The organism is Legionella sp. 39-23 (genome assembly GCF_001897665.1).
In the GTDB taxonomy this organism is placed as follows: Bacteria; Pseudomonadota; Gammaproteobacteria; order Legionellales; family Legionellaceae; genus Legionella; species Legionella steelei.
In genome coordinates, this window is sequence record NZ_MKTO01000023.1 from 69,929 (window position 1) to 89,325 (window position 19,397).

Below are 19,397 nucleotides of genomic sequence, written 5' to 3' on the forward strand. Positions count from 1 at the left end.
AACTTTTAAGGATCATATGGACTTCCCAGGCATTAAGAGCGAACAAATAGAAAATAAGCTCATAGCCGAGTCATATAAAAAATTTTATATTTTAATTATTGCCGATTTTTTGGCGATGCTTTTTTTTGCCACAATTATTTGGCACCAAGTGAATAATAAACTTCTAATCGTTATATGGATTGTGGGGATGTTTCTTTTCAACCATGTGCTAAGAGGTTTATTTTTAGTTCATTATTCTCGTCGAAAAAAACAGGATGGTTTATTTCATCCATCTTTTTGGAAAAAATATTTTATAGTGAATAATCTCCTGTCAGGTATTTTATGGGCCTTAGGAGGAGCACTCTTTATCTATATAAATGATCCGCTTTATCGTATGGTAATTTTTGTTTATCTTATTGGTCTTCTTGGAGCCCCTGCAGCTCTATTGCTAACAATCCATAATGCATACATTGCTTTTGTCATACCAGTTGGGTTGCTCTTGATTTTTTTATCCTTGTCTTTGACACCCTTGCTGTCATTTATTTTACTGATAGCAACATTGTTTTATGTAACTATCATGCTCTATGTCACCAAACAAGCAAGTCAATTGTTAATGAAATCAATTTATCTGGAAATATACAGTTCAAATCTATTGTCCAATTTAAGGCGCAGTGAAGAAAACTTTCGCAATACTATTGAAAATGCACCAATCGGCATGGCCATTGTGTCGCCTGAGGGAAGATGTACTCATGCCAATCGTACACTACAAGAAATTCTGGGTTACAGTGACGAAGAGTTACATGACAAAAATATACTGGAAATTACTTATCCCGATGACGTGTCTATGACTCGAGACGCCATGAATAAGCTGCTGCAAGGTGAATTGCGAATTTCACACATGGAAAAACGATACATTCGCAAAGACGGCAGTATTATCTGGGGGATGGTTAGTTCGAGTTTAATACGTGATGAGTATGGGGAGCCGATTAATTTCATTATACAAATGAAGGACATCAGTGATCGTGTCCAGAATGATGAAAAAATGCGGCAGTTGAATGAAAAAACGATGGAAACTTTAAATGAATTAAAGTTATTAGAACATGGCGAAAGTTTATTAAATAAACTAAATCGTTCACTACAAATTTGTATTACAACCGAAGAAGCGTACCCACGAATCCATTTAATTGCCCAAGATTTATTTCCTGACTTAAGTGGCGGTTTATCAATTTATAATAAAGCAATCAATCAAATGGAAACAGTAACCCAGTGGGGAAAGGAACAGTTATTACCCACTATATTTCTTCCTATAGACTGCTTTTCAATTCGTGAAGCGACCACTAATGTAGTTGATGATCCCACCAAATCAGTGCCTTGTTCCCATTTTCAGACTCCTCCTCAAGGAGGATATATGGCGTTACCTCTGATGGTACAAAATGAATTGATTGGTGTGATTCATCTGTTAGCGCCAAAAGACAAGAAGTTAACACAACACCAACAAGACATGGCTCACTCTTTTGGAAATATTGTTAAACTTGCTATTGCTAATATAAATTTGCGTGTGTCATTAAGTGAGTTGTCATTACATGATCCCTTAACTGATTTATATAATCGACGTTATTTAAATGACATTTTGTCGCGGGAATTAATTCGAGTTGCTCGAGAAAAAAAAGCATTATGTGTTGCGATGTTGGATATCGATAATTTCAAACAGTTTAATGACACGTACAGCCACTTAGCGGGAGATGAATTACTCAAGTCGATAGGAAAACTATTAAAAGACAGTTTTCGTGAAAGCGATATTCCCGTTCGTTTCGGAGGGGAGGAGTTTGTTGTTGTATTGTTGAATACTGCGTTAAATAATGCCGTGAATAAAATGGAAGAACTTCGTGAAAAGATAAAAAATATAACAATATATTTTAAAGGTACTTTATTGAATAATGTCACCATTTCAATTGGTGTGGCAGAAGCACTCAAAGACGGTGCTTCTATTGAGGAAATTATCAAGGCGGCTGACCATGCACTTTATGCCGCAAAACTATCAGGTAAAGATAAAGTAATCGCCTACAGCCATAACGCATAATCCCATTCTTCGATCGCTCCACGACCTACTGCACACAAGAAAAAGGTAGCCTGGACGCTTGCAACCAGGAACTATTGAGATCTATTCTAAGGAAATCCTGATTGTAAGCAACTAGGATTCGCTGAATATTGGAGTTCTTTGATGCCTAATAAAGAAAATACCCTGCCTAAAGTACAAGGACGAATTTATTTTCGTTCAGACACCAGGCCACCGGAGCTGATTTTTAAAACAGGTTTTTTCCCAAAAATTAAAGCTTTTGGTAACGACTGGTGGAAAGAGGCAATTAAGTCTCGAGGATATATTAATGATCGAGGCCTTGATGATAGAGCTGTGGATGCTGATCCTGCTGTATGCATTTGCATGAGTACAAAATTTGAAAGCGCGGCTATTTTTCCACTCAATGAAGAAGATACCTATATATATGCCATTGCACTTCCAGATTTTACGCACATTGAATATGTCGGCTCGGAGGGACAAGTGCGTTTGTTACGAGCACAAGATACTCCTACTGACAACAAAGAAATTGTGGTTGATTTCAATGAACTACAAACAGTGCAGACAAGAAATATTAATGAGTTTTTTAAATCTTCAATGACTCTTAGTGCCGGTTGGCCACTTCATGCTTATGAAGTATTAGCTTATCAGGTGTTGCCTTGTTCCATTATTTGCGCCATTAAATGCAACAGAGAAAGTGCAGAGGAGCAATTGAGCAAGGCATTTGTGGATAAAAAAATCATGCTTGTTGGGGATATTATAGAGAATTTAAGTTTTTGTGATGCTCAATTATTGCAGGTAGGATCAGCAAATCAACTACTATATACAATGATTGATTATAGTGAACAAAGAACACAGGCAATTCAACAACTCACTGAATTGAAAAAAGTAAGTGAGAATAAAACGCCTAATATTTACTATGGATTCGGAGGCAAAACTTTTTAGTTGATCTCGAGTGACCGGAGAGCCCACAAATTTTTTTACTCATTTGAACAATGACTACGACGCGTCTATTGCGTGACTGTATGAAAGTGATGTCTCAAAAATACATTTTTAGGCGCTCTAGGGGACGAATTACCAGCAAACTTTAGTTTGCTGGTGCATTCATGACTTGATTGAAAATTCGCTTCGCAAGGCGTCTTAATGGTACATGATTGGTATTGGTGAGAATAATGATACTTACTTTGTCATCAAGGTGGCGTTCCATCCAACTGCTGTAGCCTCTTATCGCCCCATTTTTAAACACAATGCGTTTGCCATCAATGGATGAAATTTGCCAGCCTAAAGCCCAAGCCCAATTTTTATAGCCTGCTGGTTTGCCATTTTTTAAAAAAACCGGTGTCCACATTTGACGATACGCTGCAGGAGTTAATATTGCTCCAGCAGACATTGCCTTATCCCATTTGGCCATATCATCGATGTTGGATACGATCCCGCCTGAACCGCCCATTTGTTGCCATGGTCGTTGATTCGGATTGAGGGTAATTTTTCCTGCTTGTGATTGATATCCTGTTGCTAAATTTGCAGGAAAGAGTGCGTCAGGTAAACCTGTATCGTGCATCCCTAATGGGTTAAAAACAGCATGTGTTAAGTAATTGAGTAATGTTTGATGGCTGACATTTTCAATAACACGTCCTAATACAGCAAAGCCAAAATTATTATAAGCAATTGCAGTACCGGGTTGAAACTGCAAGGGTTTTTTAGCCAGATCGTTCCACACTTTAATCCAGGGGAGGTGGGGACCTCGGTGCTGAGGAATACCACTAGAGTGTGACAGTAATTGTTGAATAGTCACAAGTCGCCATTTCTGAGGCGCTTTAGGTACATAATCCAAGACCGAATGATTGATATTTACTTTCTCATTTTGTACTAAAGTCATCAGGGCAAAAGTAGTGATCACTTTGGAAACAGAACCAATTCCAAACAAAGTCTTAGTGTTCACTGGATCGTTTGTTGCAATATTGGCATAACCATATCCTTTTATGAGTAGGGGCTTGCCGTCTTTGAGTACTGCCAATGCTAATCCAGGGACATGGTTATTGTGCATAAAAACAGTCACCGCATGATTAATTTTTTGTTGTGTTATTGATGAACTTGTATGGCCAAATTTCGAGGGAAAAAAAAGTAGTGTCAAACAAAAAAGAACGATGAAACATTTTTTACACATGTTTGATTTACTCCTTATTCGTTTTGCAAAAGAGTTCCTTTTTAAGAAGTACCAAAGAAATTTTGATACTTCTTTCTTTATTGAAAATATTACTTGAGGTAGGAAAACTGTGGATCATCACTGTGATCAAGTAAAAAGGGTCTTTGGATAATCCCATCAATCGTGCCTACATCTTCTAGCATAATACTATTCGCACAATAATTAGTGGTGTATTTGGTGAGCATATTTGAATCCTTTTTATCTAGGATAGGGTGCTGCTCGCTTGCAAGTTCACATGCTAAAGCCGTAAGTTCACTAGTGCTACTTTGAGCTTGTCTCATATAGCTTTTAACAATGGGCTGACTTTGTTTCATCTGCGATTGGTAATATCCCAAAATGACGCCCAGATCTGCTTTTATCTTACACACATCACCATACAAAGATGGGTAAGGTTTTTCTTCATCTAAGGCTTTTTGTAGTTTATTAATACGTGCCTCTAATTCGTCGATGAATTTTTGATTATCACGTATTGTTGGATTTGCAAGAGTAAGAGAGGTCAAAACACTTTTTTGAATATTAACTAATTGTTTAAAACGAAATACTATACCCGCCATATCAGATAAATCTTCAGTGGTTCTTAGTATGGAATAAGCTTCCTGGCTCGTTTTTGGAAAAGGTTGTGGTTGATAAAATCTTACCTTCGCTGGTTCTTTTTTTGCTTTCATAATGCTATCTCGCCTATAAGTGTGTGTTAATTGGTCAAAGTGGCGATATTTTACATTAATGAGTATTATTTTGTCAAATATTTGATCACGTCGTTTTTTATTCGTTCTTTTTGTTTGGATTAAATCAATGAAGGGCGTAGGTCGGGCTTTGGCCCGACAAACCTTAATTATTTAACTAAAAAGGATTCGACAACTGGCAGCCCAGACCAAAACATCCCATGCTACTGGGTGGTGGATTTGTGCAACTCATTGGCCCAAAAGTAATTGCAGAAGGGATGGCAGTTACTGTGATAGCCGTAGTAGTACATGATTGTGTACTTGTAGTTGAAGAAACAGTAATTTGTGCTCCTTGATAAATTAAGAATTGAGGCCAAGGCGTTACTGAACTTATATTCGGAGCTGTGCCAGAATTAGCAGGTATCGTCGCTTTAATGTTCGGATGCTGCCCCGATGGATAAGTAATTTGCACTATAAATGAGGATTGAGTCGGAGGGGTAGTTCCAAATATGGTTAAAAGGGTACCGTTGGTAAATCCTTGACATCCAGTAGCGGATACCATTGTATTATTGGGAACCAATCCTGCTCCTTTTTGCGTACAGGCTGAGTCAAAAAGGCCATAATTTTGTTCTGCAGTCGGTCCAGGTTTTGCGGGTTCATCATAGGCTTCAAATGCGAGTACACCTATATTATATCCAGATGTTTGTACAAAATTACTTGTGCCTAGTTGATAAAGCGTTTGAAAGTAGGAGGTAGCATTTGCAACGGATGGAGCACATGGGCCAGGGGAGTTGCATGCATATCCGGTAGTGGTTCCTGCGGTTGCCCATCCTGTTTCTGCGGTTAATAAAACACGACCTGCTGTGTAAAATGGCTGCGGATTAGCCGTTGGTAAGGCGGGAGGTGTTGTTGAACCTACAACTTGGATGTAATCCCATGCAAGTGAATTAGTTTGTTGGGTTGTTGAACTTAATGGAGGAGTCCATACCGCGGCTGTTGCTGGAGATACACCCCATTGAAAAGGGTAAGGGTCGAAGGCTAATGGAGCGGTAGGCGAATAAGAGTTAATTAATGTTTGCATATCCGCAGAAATTGCAGGGGTCGGGGTGACTAAATTTCCACTGATGAGTGCGGAACCTACAGGAGTTGTCATCCCTTGGGCAGTAAGTGTTGCTTGCAAGGCTGACACTGCGCTCGTTAAATAAGTAACATTTGAGGCTCCTGTACATGGAGGAACTGTATTCCCCGCATTACAATAATTTTCATGTCCTGCAAAAACAAGGATGACTGTCTTATTGAACACCGCGGGAGTGACTGCTTGAATTACAGCATTTAATGTGGCTTGGGCACAGGGAATATAATCTTGAGCACCTAGCGGACATCCAGGATAATTAGTATCACTTGGAAGTTGTGGAATCACCGCTTCATAAACTACTTTCATTCCTAACGCGTTGGCTTGGTTAATAATATCTATCCAACTATATGGTTCTGTTTGATAGGAACGAACGGTGGTAAATCCTGCATTTTGTAATTGTTGCAATTCTGCATAAACATTGGTTGCAGCGGGATTATTGGGTGTTCCCGTATAAAAAACATCGTGAAAATTAAAGGGATAGTTATTGGTATAATGATTGGGATTGTAATCAACGCCGATCAGTTGATTGAATGAAACGGATTGTACCGTGGTTGATGTAGTGAGGGTGTTAGAACTTAGGTTGCCAATTAATTGGGCTGATAAGTTAAAGGAGCCATTAGTAGGTGAGTTGAAAGTGCCGGTAATAGTGCATTGTGCACCGCTTGCTAATGTTCCGGTTGTTCCTGATGGAATGCAGCTGTTACTAGTAATTAAAAAGTTGGGATGGTTCGGATTGTTATTTTGAGTAATGCTCTGCGTAAAACTGACTGTAGATGCATCATAATTTGTAAACGTAAATGCCACTGTATAGTTTGTATTCGCAAATCCTTGGCTTGGTAAAGGTTGTGCTGAAGGAAAGCGTGCCGTACCAAAAAGGCCAGCAGGGTTTGTTGTTGCAATAGTTGTGAGTGGTGGTTGAACATTCACTACATTGTTGTCATAGCCACTGTACGCTACCATAACAGTTTTTCGTCCAACACTATTAGGTGTTAGGGTAATGCTGTAGGTGCAACTTTCTTTAGGTTGTAATTTTTTACCAGTACATAGATCGGTGTATTTAAATTCGGCTTCATAAGCAGTACATTCTTGATTCGCGGCAGGACAAAGTATTGGTGTCACGCGAAATGGTTTTTTAAAGGCAAAAGGAAGATTATTTGTAAAAGTATATGTCGAAGTGACACTTCCACCTAGTGTAGCGCTTTGTGTTGGAAATGCCCTGTCTAAAGAATGAAGAATGGGATTACCCGCAAAAGCCTGACCCATCATTAAAAATAAAGCAACACGTGCTAATTGGAATGGAATTATTTTCACTCTAATATCCTTTTTAGTAGTAAACACAGTAGCAAAAAAAGCCATTAACGTGGCTCCTTACTCTAATGCTCATTTTTCTACAGGTTTTGGAGTTATTCGTCAACAAAGAAAGGCATATTAGTTTATTGATATTTATAAAACTCTATGTTTAGATGCCTCAAACATTATTACATTCATAGGTTTTCATATGCAGGGAGTTAAGATGAGAAAACAGTTTTATTTATTTGGATTATTAGCGAGTGTTTTAAGTAGCAATGTTATAGCGGGCACCATGGGTGAACCTGTTTCACGTTTTAATTATCTTGCGGCATTAAGTATTGGTCCAGTATGGCCAACTGGTGCTGATAGCCAGACTTTTTATTTAACGCCTGATATTGAGAAAACTTATGCTGCAAATAGCACCAGCAGCGCTCTTGCAGATTTTGAGGTATTTTTAGGTGTGCAACGCTCATTAACTCCAACTCTCTTGGGGCAATTAGGTGTGGCAGTTGCTGCAACTACCAATGCTCGTCTTTCAGGTGACATTTGGGATGATGCCGATCCAGAATTTAATAACTACACTTACAGTTATAAAATCCAGCATACTCATGTTGCCTTAAAAGGAAAACTATTGGCAGATAAGGGACTTCTCGTCATGCCGTGGGTAAGTGGTAGCATTGGTGTGGGTTTTAACGATTCTCATTCTTATGACAATACGCCTAAGATTTTTGAGGCTATTAAAAATCCTAACTTCGCATCTCATACGCAAACCGCATTTACCTACACTGTAGGTGCTGGGGTACAAAAAGCATTGAATCAGAATTGGCAAATAGGTGTGGGTTATGAATTTGCTGATTGGGGTAAAAACCAGCTGGGGCGTGCAGAGGAACAAACGATGGGAGAGGGCTTAGGTCAAAACCACTTCTACACGAATGGGCTGATGTTTAACCTGACTTATGTCGTGTAACTGAAGCGCCTGTATTGATGCCTCATGCACCGAAACTAAGACTCAAGCATATTCCCTGAGCAGACAATAGCGTCCACTTAAGGCTAGCCTGGGTGAAGCTCCGAACGACCGAAACCCCGGTTTCACTTCGCTTCACCCATGCTACAAGTATCTCCGTGAGAGTCGTCTATAACTCTCTTTATTCTTCAATTCCGAATAAGGACGGTTGATGATAACTCTTATCTTCCATAGGAAGAGCAAAGTGAACTCCTATCCCCAGGAGTCGAATCGGTTTAGATTCATTGCGAATAATTTTTTGAAATAATTCCTTGTAACACTCTAAGTTAACTTGCGTACTTTTGATTTCAGCCGAAACTAATTTAAAGTCACTCATTTTTATTTTAATAAACTGATTTTTTATTAACAAATCAGCCGCATTTTCCTGTATTCGTACAATTAATGATTTATAAAGTTCATCAATTATTTTAATGGCTTTATGTGGATCATGAATATCATATTGTAGGGTTTTTTCTACGCTTAATGATTTACGTAGGCGATGAGGTTGAACGGGACGATTATCAATTCCTTGTGCTTGATAGTACAGTTGTTGACCAAATTTGCCAAAATGTTTTATTAAAAACTCCAATGAATACTGATGCAAATCATTGCAGGTAAATATGCTTAATTGATTTAATTTCGCTGCGGTGACTTTACCAACCCCAAATAATTTGTTTATAGGAAGCTTTTTAATAAAGTGCACTACTTGTTCAGGCGTAATGACAAATATCCCATTAGGTTTATTCCAGGCACTTGCTATTTTTGCTAAAAATTTGTTAGGGGCGACGCCAGCTGAAGCTGTAAGTTGGTGCTCTTTAAAAATTGCTTCTCGAATTGCTTGTGCCATAAATGTGGCACTGCCTTGGCAATGCGCAGAATGCGTGACATCCAGAAACGCTTCATCAAGGGATAATGGTTCTACTAAGTCAGAGAATCGTCGAAAGATGCTATTTATTGATTGTGATACCGCTTTATATTTAGACATGTTTACCGGTAGCACGATCAGCTCAGGGCATAAGCGTTGTGCCATCGATGTGGGCATGGCGGAATGTACTCCATATTGGCGCGCAACGTAATTACAGGTGCATAACACACCTCGTTGATTTGCTGATCCTCCGACTGCAACAGGCTTATTATCTAATAAGGGATTGTCCCTGATTTCAATGGCGGCATAAAAGCAATCCATATCAATATGAATTATTTTTCGAAGCATAAAAAATAGGTTATTAAAATCGATTCGTATAATGTGCAAGTATAGCTTATGCTGCGTAAGCGTTCACGAACTCGTTATCTTGAACTGACCTTGATAAGCCTAATTGGGTTGATATTGATTATCTGTTTTGTCACTTAAAAAGTGAGACTCGAGTTGTTTATAAAATGATTTATATAATTTGTTTTGATTTTCCCCAAGTAATGTATGAAAAAATCCTTTTTTGGGTTTAATCTTGTCGTTTAACATGGATAGTAATAAGGTAATATCATTTTTTTCTAGAGATTTTTCTTGAGTTAGGTAGCTATTTAAATTATCTAACAATTTCTGATAATCCATTTTTCCGTTTAAGAGATGGGATAGTCGAAAATAGTGCATTAAGAGGGTATGGGTCTTATCAAGCGTTTCTTTTTTAAATGTCGGTTCAAAATGCACGTCAGAAAGCTTGGAATCAACTTCAGATTGCATTACCTCAAAAGAAAGGCGCCTAAAAGCCGCTTTTAAGTCAGCTTCAGAATGCATCGTCATATCGAGTTGTGGCAATAAGACCTGGCGTCTCTCAGGATAAGCGATAAAACACCGTATGAGCTCATCTAAATGATAAGGAATTCGCGTGACGTTAATTGTCGAACAATCTCCAACAGTACGACTTTTTAAATCCCGCATCACGATATCAAGTGGAATCTCCACATTGTCAAAGTAAATTATCCCATCATTTAAGGCTTGCTGAAACAGAATGGCCCTTAAAGTATTTGCTGTTTTTTGCATACCTGTTTTATCTAGGTAAATTAGCGCCTCATTGATGGTTTTTATTGATTTTTCTTGAAAGCCTTGTTGTTCTAGTTCAAAAATTAATTCTACTAATGTCTGCCGGCGTCGCAAGCTTTGGGCCATCGCGTGGCTCGCAATGATTTGGGCTATATCAAATGAAGAGGGGTATGGGACATCACCTAATTTGTCAAATAAAGCTTCGAATGATTGGGGATCAATATCTATATCCCGCTGTGTTTCTGTTTCAGAAATTAAATTGGATGCCAATTCTCCCCATATGCCATCTGTCATTGAAACAACAATGTCTCCTTCCGCCAATTCAAGTGTTTTCCGGACAAGTACATTGTCTTTATTAGAAGTTTTTGCATACATTTGTACCGATGATGGAGTCCAAGTACCAAATCCTCGATAAACATGGCGTGCACATAGGGTCTGTTTGATTTTATGGTGCTTGTCTAAAACAACAATTAAGCCATCGCCAATATTTGCAAATTCGCCCGAATATCTTTTTCCTTGTTTAAATTTATAGGTAAAAGCTGCCATGCAGGCGTGCGCGTCGGTCCTCGTAGAGGTCAAGTGGCCAATGGAGATTAGTGCTGTATCTATGTCTTCATCGCTATCCAAAAAGGCATCACAGCTTGCATGCGATACTCTATATATCTCCTTATCCTCCTTGGGGTCACCGGCTCCTCCACCCAAACCGTCGGTCACTGCAATGCGTGCACCATGAATAACACCAGCCTCATCTGTAGTAACGAATGTTCCTGAGCTATCAAGTATCTGATCATGCTTTATATCATGATTCTGGTGGGCTAGACTTGAGCCGATTAGAATCGCACTGTTATGACTTTGATTTACAGAATAAAATCTTTCTGATAAAAATATGGGCAGTTTTTTGGAGTGATCTTTTGCAACCGAATGGGAAAAAATAATTTTTTTGTTGGTGATAACTTTATCTCTCATCGTATTACCCAATATAAATCAAGGTTGCTGGCGAAAATCATCATAAAAAAACCTCTTCGGGATATTATCACTAGTTCATCTTATTTCAGCAAATTTTGTATTGCTGAAGTCTTTATACTGCATTTGGCAGTTTCCCAACCTACCTCTAGCTTCTAAATCCTTAAAGAAACTGAGCAAATAAAGCCAGCTATTATGTCATAAAGCAAGGATTTTTTGAATATATTTCAACCACACTGAGCTATTATTATAAATAAGATTGCGCTTTTTGAGTGATTTTATGCCAACTTTACCGGGTCTAGTTTTTTTGCAAGCCTACCCGCCAGAGCAAATATGGAGACTGTTTGTTGATGGGCGTTTTTGGTCAAAAGAAAATGGCTGGCATGGTTATGAATCAAGAGAAAAAGGCTCGATTAATGCTGCTTTAGAGAGTTTATGCTCTATGGCATTATACGTTGATAAAGCTGGCGAGAAGTTTGAGTTAAATGTTGATTTAATAAAGGATATCCATAAAAGATGTGGCAGGAAGGTAGAGGAGCTAGAAGAGAAAAGTCCAGGTGAAATCAGAACCGATGAGCCAGTATCATTTGGTATTCCAGCGAGTCGAGCCTCAATTAAAGGAATAGAAGAATTTCTCCGACTGTTTTTTCTAATCGAAGGTGGCGCATCGTTCGGGCCTGGGATAGCCGGCTCATTTGGTCCAAAATTTGATATAGACTATTTAAAAGGTTTAACCGTTGAGAAAATACCCGAGCTTGCTAAAAAAATATATGAAGACATGTGTGCGTACGGCCATAATAATACAAACCATTTCTATCTTGCAGTTAGGGCAAATGTTGGCGTTTATTTAGAAGCAATTACTCAATCGTATAACAAAGAAATTAAAGCCGCTAATACCCTTGATGACAAACTTCTAGTTATTGCCAAGCATATTCGCCAATATGAAGTATTACATCCTTTTAAGGATGCCAATGGCAGAACCTTTGTAAACAATTTGTTAAATATTCTTTTGATGCAGCAAGGGTTACCTCCAGCAACTTTTTATGAACCCAATGTTTTTGACTTATATAGTACTGAAGAGCTGGCAGTGGTGATTAAGGAAGCAATTTTTAATACCTTAGAGATTATTGAACAGAATAAAAAAGGTGTTCCTTTATATGGATATAGTGCAACGATGGAAGATAACAAACAGTTCATAGGTATGCTCGATAGTCCTTCTTACCATGAAATTCGAGAACTTGATGTCTCTCGTTTGGATGTTGAAAGCATGCATAGGGAGACACAGAAGTGTCTTGCTTCATTAGATGAGGCCTATCCTCTTCATAGAGGCGCAATTTATCTTAGTGAGCCGCATGGCGTGAAAGAGCTGGTATCTGCTTATGCATCTCAAATTAATCAACGTATAGAGCAAGGTGCACCGCCAATTTATGTAGGTAAAACTCCCATCCATTTAGCCGCGATGATGCGCAATATTGTGATGGTCGATGAGCTTATTGCTAAAAAAGCGGATTTATCAATTCAAGATTATGATGGCAAAACGGCGCTGCATCACGCAGCTGAGTCAGGAAATATGCAGATAATGGGGAAAGTATTAACCGCGATACTCTCCCGAGACGATGCGCTGACCATATTGAACATCAAAGACAATGAGGGAAAAACTGCATTCCATTACGCTGCGGAGTATGGCAGCCCGGAGTTAATAGGTGCTTTAACATCCACGGATGTAATTCAAATCAATGAACCAGATAACAAAGGTTCTTCAGCCATAACTCTAGCGTATAAAAATTATAAATTAGATGTGTTTGAGAAATTATTAGCTTCTGGCGCGGAGATCAGTCCAGCTCTTTTAAAGGAAGTAATGGTTCGGAAGGATAAAGATGCATTGGTAAAAATTCTTGCTAAAAATAAACAACTGCTTTTGAGTAAAGAAGTTTTTGAAATTGCACTTTATATAGGAAGCACCAGTTTGGTGAAGCAGTTTTTGCATGCGGGAATGGATATTAATATCCCAATAACTAAAGAAGGTGGAACAGCATTAGTGTTGGCTACTAATACTGGAAACATAAAATTAGCTGGCTATTTATTAAGAAAAGGAGCCGATACAAGAATACTTGATATTCATGGAGGTACGTTGTTACATCATGTTTACTATACGAAGGCAGAGCATAGAGAGGAGTTAACAAGTAAGATACTTAAGAAAGACCCCGGATTGATTAATATACCCAATAAAGTAGGGCGCCCACCTTTATATAGTGCGGTTTCCTTAAAAGATTTCAACATGATGCGTCTCTTATTGGCACAAGGAGCTAAGATAGATTTCCAAGATGCAGATGGCAATAATGCATTACACATTGCTTTTATTGGAACTCCTAATATATCGATGATACAAGAAATTTTATCTTGGGATAGTACCTTACTTCACAAAAGAAATCAGGCTGGCAGAAATCCATTTCATCATGCACTCTCTGAATTATCGCATTACTCAAAAAAGGAAGAAGCCAAATTTCTTCAGTTATGTGATTATCTTTTAAAAGAGAAAGTGGATTTAAATACAAAAGATGTGAAAGGGAAGACCGTATTAGACGTCGCTTTATCGAAAAATCATTATCATTTGTGTGTCAAGTTGATGAAGGGAGGGGCCCAGACTAGCATTGCCTCTGTCGCAGAATTTCTTGAAGGGGCTACAACAAACTCTATTTTAGAGCATCCTAAAACATTTAAAAAGAAATTGGGGAAAATGCTAGATAAAAATCCTTTAATTGCAATGGCGCAACTGAATGATTTATACATACAAATTAAAAAGAATCATATCAAGACTCCTAAAGATTTTGCACCACAGGGAGGCTTATCCTTTTTTAAAGGAAAATCAGAGGATAGCAGATCTCACGAGCTGGTTTTATCCGTATTAAAGGAGCTCTATGATGCTAAACTCAAATTACTACTCGATAGCTATCAGGGGCAAAGTGAGGATTTTGAGAAAAAACATCGAGTAATTGATGAGAATTTGAAGTTTTTGATTAAGAATCAAGAGATTTTAAAGAAAAAAGAAAGGCCTACAACTCAGATCGTTGAAGGCGAACATTATGGGATAAAATGGTAATTCTTTAGGACGTACAGCAATCATTTTATTCATGGGAATCAGGTTTTTTTCTTAGCATTTTGAGTTCGCCTTGTCTGGATTTTGCATCCAGAATTTTTTGTTTCGCGCGCCTTGAACGTCTTTTCTTTTGTCGTTTTAATTGTTCAATTTTTTGCTGTTCTTTGGTTTGCTCATCACTCAATAGTGCATGCAATTTGTCACAAAGTCGTATTCTTGCAAAATATCGATTGTCTTCACGGCTTCTTGATTCCTGACATTTTACTTCCAAGCCTGAAGGTATATGCTTCAAATAAACTGTTGAGGCCGTTTTATGTAATTTCTGACCGCCTTTGCCACTGCCTATGATAAATTTTTCGATGAAATCGGTCTCATTGATTTGCAGTTTCATCATTAATTCGGCTAACTTATCCCATTTTTCTTTATTAATCATATAAGTACTTTTTAATTGTAAATATTATTTTAAGTGATGTTTTCTTTTTTCTATTATCTTAGATCAATTTTGGAAATCATCATAAAAATTAACCTATGCCATGGTTAATATTCTTTAGCCTTGATGTATATCGATTTTAATTTAATAGCATAGTGCTATAAAACTTTCTCAAACGTTTAATCAATGTTAAAAATAGTGTGTAAAGGACGACGTGTTTGAGTCAGCTATGATAATTTACAAGGATGAAGTATTAATTAAATTTAAAGACAAGCACGGTGGGAAAAATCAAAGTGAAGTAGATGGTTTTTATCATGATCCCGCTGGAGTGAGTTATTTCATAAAAAAACCTAAGGATCTCAAAGAATTATTCACGGAATTGTTTGCTGGTTTATTGCTCCAAGAATTTATGCGTCGTCAGTTGATTGACAAAATATATCATCCATCTTTTATTTGCGCTCAACTGATTCGCTTTGAAGATGGAAGTTATGGGCTTATTCAGCCTATGGTTCTATTTAAAGAGCTCTATAAAATTATTGGTACCGGTTATAGCGATGGTTCTGATCGCGATCCATTGGCAGAGATGTTGTATGGCCCCGATTCCTACATAGCCCTGACTCAATTACAGCACTATTACGGGCTTGCTATTACCTTGATGTATTCTTTGCTTTTTGGTGATCACAGTGTACACAGTGGCAATGTTGTGTGTTTGGATGTTGCCAGCGCAGTGGAAATGCTGTTTATTCAATTTGCGCGTATTGATTGGGGCGCTGCTTTTCGCAATTACGGTTATAAAAAAAATAATGACAATCTTTTACATCCTTTGGAGTATCAAGGATTGTTTAATCCTAAAGGCTACACTAAAGGATATTTTCTAAATTACAAAAAAATCAAGGGCTTGTTTCCTGCTATTGCCGAGCAGGCGAGCCTCTTACAAAAACGAGTGAATGAATCATTACTTGTTGAAATGGTGCATTGTGTTTTAAGACAACTCCCGGTTGATTTAATAGATGCCAAGACTAAGAAAGAATTAGCTCAATACTTAGGTATTGCATCCTTTGCAGACATTAATTTTGGTGAAGATAATCATCAGTTTGCACATGATTTCGTGGATATTTTATCTACTCGATTAAAAAAAATGACAACTCTTCAGGACTTTCCTGGAGCTGTAGCGGATTCAAGTTCGCCACAAGCTGTATATATAGAAAGCATGCCAACAGTCATTGGCTTACCCATCAATAGCGTTATTCTTTTTGATCAGCAAATGAATATTTGGCTCGATATCTTTTCTTCAGCAGATGAACGCAGCGCTTTTGATTTTAATGGTATTGATTGTGCTCAATTAGCGAAACAATATAATTTCTTTATGGATATTTTATTGTGTCAAGCGGAGCAATTAGATCAATTGTGTGATAATGGAAATGGTGGTAAGCATACTGTATCGTATTCACCGAGCCGCTCTTTACGGACTTTATTTACTTTAGAAGCGGATTTAAAACCGTATTTTTCTCATACAGAACAAAGAGTCTCTTGTAAAAACACTTATTGGCAACACGTTGAAACGGCATTAACTGCAAGTTTTAACGCGGTTGTGACTATTAAAGTGCTGCAAAATACACAAAACACGATAACCCTTGCTAAGGGAGCTGCCATTCATTTTTTATTTGATGCTTTAAAAATATACTTGCATGATTTTAATCGGGCGTATCATTTATTTTTAAAAGAGCTGCATATTCCTTTAGAAAAGGAGAACCGATTACTTTTTTTCAGCCGGAATAGCGCTGAGCATTTTGCAACTCGTGATATCAATCAAAGCAGTGATTGTGAAGTGGTTCATGGCAAAAAAATTAATCAATAAAAAACCTTTTTGCGCATTTGATCTACAATATAAGAAACAAATGCTACAAATAGGTTTCAAAATGAAACACGCAGAACTTCAAGAATGGGTCCAAGATCTTGAGCAATTAAATCGTGAAAACGAAGCGGTGCAACAACAAATAACGAGGCTTAAAAAAATTCTTGCGAAACCTAATCTTGTTACTGTCTTTAATGAGGTTAAAGATATTCTGGGACTTCTTTCTGATTTAGACAACGTAAACTATCAGAATATTCGCACTGCAGAAGATTTAGTAGCAAAGGAGTTTATTAGTGACAAACTCTATGAATTTCAAAGCTCTCTTAGCCAGCTACCCACTATACGTGTTCCAACGCATATCCCACCGACAGTAGAACAGCAGATTGAGCAAATTTATAAAAAATATAAATTAAATGTCGAAAAAGAAGTTGCAAAAATTGAACAGCAAGATGATGTTAATTGGCATAAGCTTTTTCTAAGGCAGCAAATAAGAAACAAGTATGAAGGAAATGCAGATTCTTTTGTGCATTTTTCATCAATATATGCTAGGCAAGTAAATCTGCAGATGCCAGAAGTTGGAATAGGGAGTAAGTCAAAAGCACTAGTTGATTACACAAAAGTTAATAATAAGATTCCGAAGAAAGCTGAGAATAAAGATGAGGAGTTGCTTCATTATTCAATGACGCTTTCTGAAAAATCATTCCATTATAAAGGGAACTTTGAGGCATTTAAAAAACAATATATTGCAGAGAAGCGCGGTGAGGTTCAGAGTTCAGCGGCTCATAAATCACTTGACGATATAATTCATTTAATTGAGCGAACTCAATGGACACTGGGGAAGTGGGGAAGTTCATCAGAAATTGACATGTCATCAGGAGCCAAGAAAGCGGTTCCTAATCATATTTATGAAATATATATGAAAGCTAAAGAGAGCAGAGATGATCCCCAAAAGGCTGTTAGCGCTATGGAAGAAATACATCAGATTGCCACCCGAGCGGCTAATTTTAAGCCAACATTTTTCAAAGATCAAAGAAAAAGAGACGAAACGACTCAAAATGCCTATGATGAAATTGCATCAAAGACGGGCCCCCAACAATAAGTAGGTCGAGCCTTGGCTCGACAAAATCAAAGGTGGCTTTTTGAGACAACAAGAGCAGTTTCTTTCATCAAAAATATGAAATAAACAATTGAGTTGCTATTCTTAAGACAGTTTCTGAACATTAAATGGCCATATCCTATACTTAATATTATTATTAATTCATACAAAGTGAGGTCATGATGTTCGAGAAAGATCCGTCTGATGTCAGTTCCAACGGTATCACTGTGACCAGGATGGTAAAAAAATTAACTCCGGATCCTAAATATAGAAGCGCGGATTTTTTTGATAAATGTGCAGTAGCGCCAGATTCTAAGATAGAGCCAGAACAAATCACGATTCAAGCATCGACAACAGCACCTCCAACTGCAAAGGTAGAAGATTTAAATATCCCGGAGTTTTTATTAAAAGACATGTCTGCCGAGGAAATAGTACACATTGCCAATCAATTAATGCGTTTTGCTTATGATCCATTGAACGTGGCAGCTCACCTCAAAGAGTTAGATGCTGAGTTAGGGCAATTAATGCAAGAAAGCCAAACCGTTCCATCACAAGAAGGTTATCCTGCCTATTTGATTGCTGGAAGAGGGAACTTCATTCCTGGCGCTCCACCAGATGACTATCAGCCTTTAAAAAAAGCAAGAATGCTGGATACGTTATTATTAAAACATGAAAACACACGTGATCTTAATAAAAATGGTTATGTGGTTAAATTTATTGGTTTTGTTAGCAGCATGATTGCTGATCGAGTCATCTCAAGTGGCCAACTTTTTAATGAAAATAAGCAAATTGATCGTGTCCTGCTGCATGGTTCTTATTCGCATCGATTATTACTTGCAGCATTTGCGCATGCAATAGAAAAAGGGGGGATTGATTTAAGTCTTAAGTCAGGAAAAAAACTGAGCTTTGTGCAATTGCTAGAAATGTTAGTTTTAGTAAAAACAAAAAATAATCTGAGTCTTTGGGAAATGGTATTGGATACTGTAGAAGATTCTGAGCGTGCCGCCAATGACCCCTTAGATTCAAAACAATTTAGTTTTAGTTGTCGTTCTCCTTTTGTTTTAAATTCTCTGTTGCTGTGTTTTGGCAAAGAACTTGGATTGCCCAATCTGCAAACCTATTTGCTGGATAGCCATTACAAAGCGGCCTATGAAATGGTTTTACGTTCTAAAGAAAAAATAGCAGCGAAAGGTAAGACCCATTATTCACAGCTGGATATTGCGAATGAAACAATCTATGAACGTTCTATGGAGCATTTTTCTACGATGGCTGAAAGTTATGGAGAGGTAGGCGGTAATAGCCCTTTTACCCTAGATGAATTTGCGATGCTCTCTGATAGTCGCTATGTAGGATCCCTATGGGGACCAAGTGTTCGTATAAAAATGTCATCTCCGCAAAAACCAGGAACTTATTCAAGTTGGATGGATTTTTTTCAGAGTAAAAGCACGACAAAGGAACCTGAATCAAGTCAATCTAAAAAACACGCACGTCCTACAACAGATGAGTCGGATGAGGTTGGAGAAAAGTTCGGTAAAAAGAGGCAGTGAAATAAAAAGGGAGCATTGGCTGTCCCACGATGTTATCGGCTCGATTAGCACGCGTAGTATCGTAGGCTGGGCTGTTGTATAG

13 protein-coding genes are annotated in these 19,397 nt (G+C 37.9%); 7 read left to right on the forward strand and 6 right to left on the reverse strand.

Features of this window, described 5'->3' with window-relative positions; translation table 11 throughout:
• Positions 1-16 precede the first annotated feature (16 nt).
• Both BGO44_RS09725 and BGO44_RS09730 read left to right on the forward strand, forming a co-directional pair.
• Positions 17-2,059 (forward strand): GGDEF domain-containing protein, encoded by a 2,043-nt coding sequence (locus BGO44_RS09725; protein WP_273197095.1) that lies wholly within the window; start codon positions 17-19, stop codon positions 2,057-2,059.
• Between the two features lie 141 nt (positions 2,060-2,200).
• Positions 2,201-2,998, forward strand: coding sequence for a hypothetical protein (locus BGO44_RS09730; RefSeq protein ID WP_273197093.1), 798 nt, complete (start codon positions 2,201-2,203; stop codon positions 2,996-2,998).
• A 142-nt stretch (positions 2,999-3,140) separates the two neighbouring features.
• Here BGO44_RS09730 and BGO44_RS09735 read toward each other — a convergent pair whose 3' ends face one another.
• The 3 genes from BGO44_RS09735 to BGO44_RS09745 all read right to left on the reverse strand — a co-directional run bounded on the left by BGO44_RS09735 (position 3,141) and on the right by BGO44_RS09745 (position 7,412).
• On the reverse strand, positions 3,141-4,220 hold the full coding sequence (locus BGO44_RS09735; RefSeq protein WP_273197091.1) for a serine hydrolase domain-containing protein: 1,080 nt from the start codon (positions 4,218-4,220) through the stop codon (positions 3,141-3,143).
• An 89-nt stretch (positions 4,221-4,309) separates the two neighbouring features.
• On the reverse strand, positions 4,310-4,924 hold the full coding sequence (locus BGO44_RS09740; protein WP_273197089.1) for a hypothetical protein: 615 nt from the start codon (positions 4,922-4,924) through the stop codon (positions 4,310-4,312).
• 175 nt (positions 4,925-5,099) lie between these two features.
• Positions 5,100-7,412, reverse strand: a complete 2,313-nt coding sequence (locus tag BGO44_RS09745) for a glycosyl hydrolase family 17 protein (RefSeq protein WP_273197087.1) — start codon at positions 7,410-7,412, stop codon at positions 5,100-5,102.
• 157 nt (positions 7,413-7,569) lie between these two features.
• Between BGO44_RS09745 and BGO44_RS09750 the strand changes: the two genes are divergently transcribed.
• Positions 7,570-8,313: an outer membrane protein gene (locus BGO44_RS09750; RefSeq protein ID WP_273197085.1), complete on the forward strand. Its 744-nt coding sequence runs from the start codon at positions 7,570-7,572 to the stop codon at positions 8,311-8,313.
• A 178-nt stretch (positions 8,314-8,491) separates the two neighbouring features.
• Here BGO44_RS09750 and dinB read toward each other — a convergent pair whose 3' ends face one another.
• On the reverse strand, positions 8,492-9,562 hold the full coding sequence (gene dinB, locus BGO44_RS09755) for a DNA polymerase IV (RefSeq protein WP_273197083.1): 1,071 nt from the start codon (positions 9,560-9,562) through the stop codon (positions 8,492-8,494).
• 99 nt (positions 9,563-9,661) lie between these two features.
• Positions 9,662-11,293, reverse strand: a complete 1,632-nt coding sequence (locus BGO44_RS09760) for a phosphocholine hydrolase Lem3 (RefSeq protein ID WP_273197081.1) — start codon at positions 11,291-11,293, stop codon at positions 9,662-9,664.
• A 277-nt stretch (positions 11,294-11,570) separates the two neighbouring features.
• On the opposite strand from BGO44_RS09760, the gene ankX reads away from it, so the two are divergent.
• On the forward strand, positions 11,571-14,390 hold the full coding sequence (gene ankX, locus BGO44_RS09765) for a Dot/Icm T4SS effector AnkN/AnkX/LegA8 (protein WP_273197079.1): 2,820 nt from the start codon (positions 11,571-11,573) through the stop codon (positions 14,388-14,390).
• 25 nt (positions 14,391-14,415) lie between these two features.
• On the opposite strand, the gene BGO44_RS09770 is transcribed toward ankX, so the two are convergent.
• Positions 14,416-14,820, reverse strand: coding sequence for a peptide chain release factor family protein (locus tag BGO44_RS09770; RefSeq protein ID WP_058511041.1), 405 nt, complete (start codon positions 14,818-14,820; stop codon positions 14,416-14,418).
• A 226-nt stretch (positions 14,821-15,046) separates the two neighbouring features.
• Between BGO44_RS09770 and BGO44_RS09775 the strand changes: the two genes are divergently transcribed.
• The 3 genes from BGO44_RS09775 (at position 15,047) to BGO44_RS09785 (ending at position 19,315) form a co-directional block, all read left to right on the forward strand.
• Positions 15,047-16,675, forward strand: a complete 1,629-nt coding sequence (locus BGO44_RS09775) for a hypothetical protein (protein WP_273197078.1) — start codon at positions 15,047-15,049, stop codon at positions 16,673-16,675.
• A complete protein-coding gene (locus tag BGO44_RS09780; protein WP_273197076.1) occupies positions 16,653-17,771 on the forward strand; it encodes a hypothetical protein in 1,119 nt (372 codons plus the stop codon). Before BGO44_RS09775 ends, BGO44_RS09780 begins: the two co-directional genes overlap by 23 nt.
• A 176-nt stretch (positions 17,772-17,947) precedes the next feature.
• A complete protein-coding gene (locus tag BGO44_RS09785; RefSeq protein WP_273197073.1) occupies positions 17,948-19,315 on the forward strand; it encodes a hypothetical protein in 1,368 nt (455 codons plus the stop codon).
• Positions 19,316-19,397: the final 82 nt, after the last annotated feature.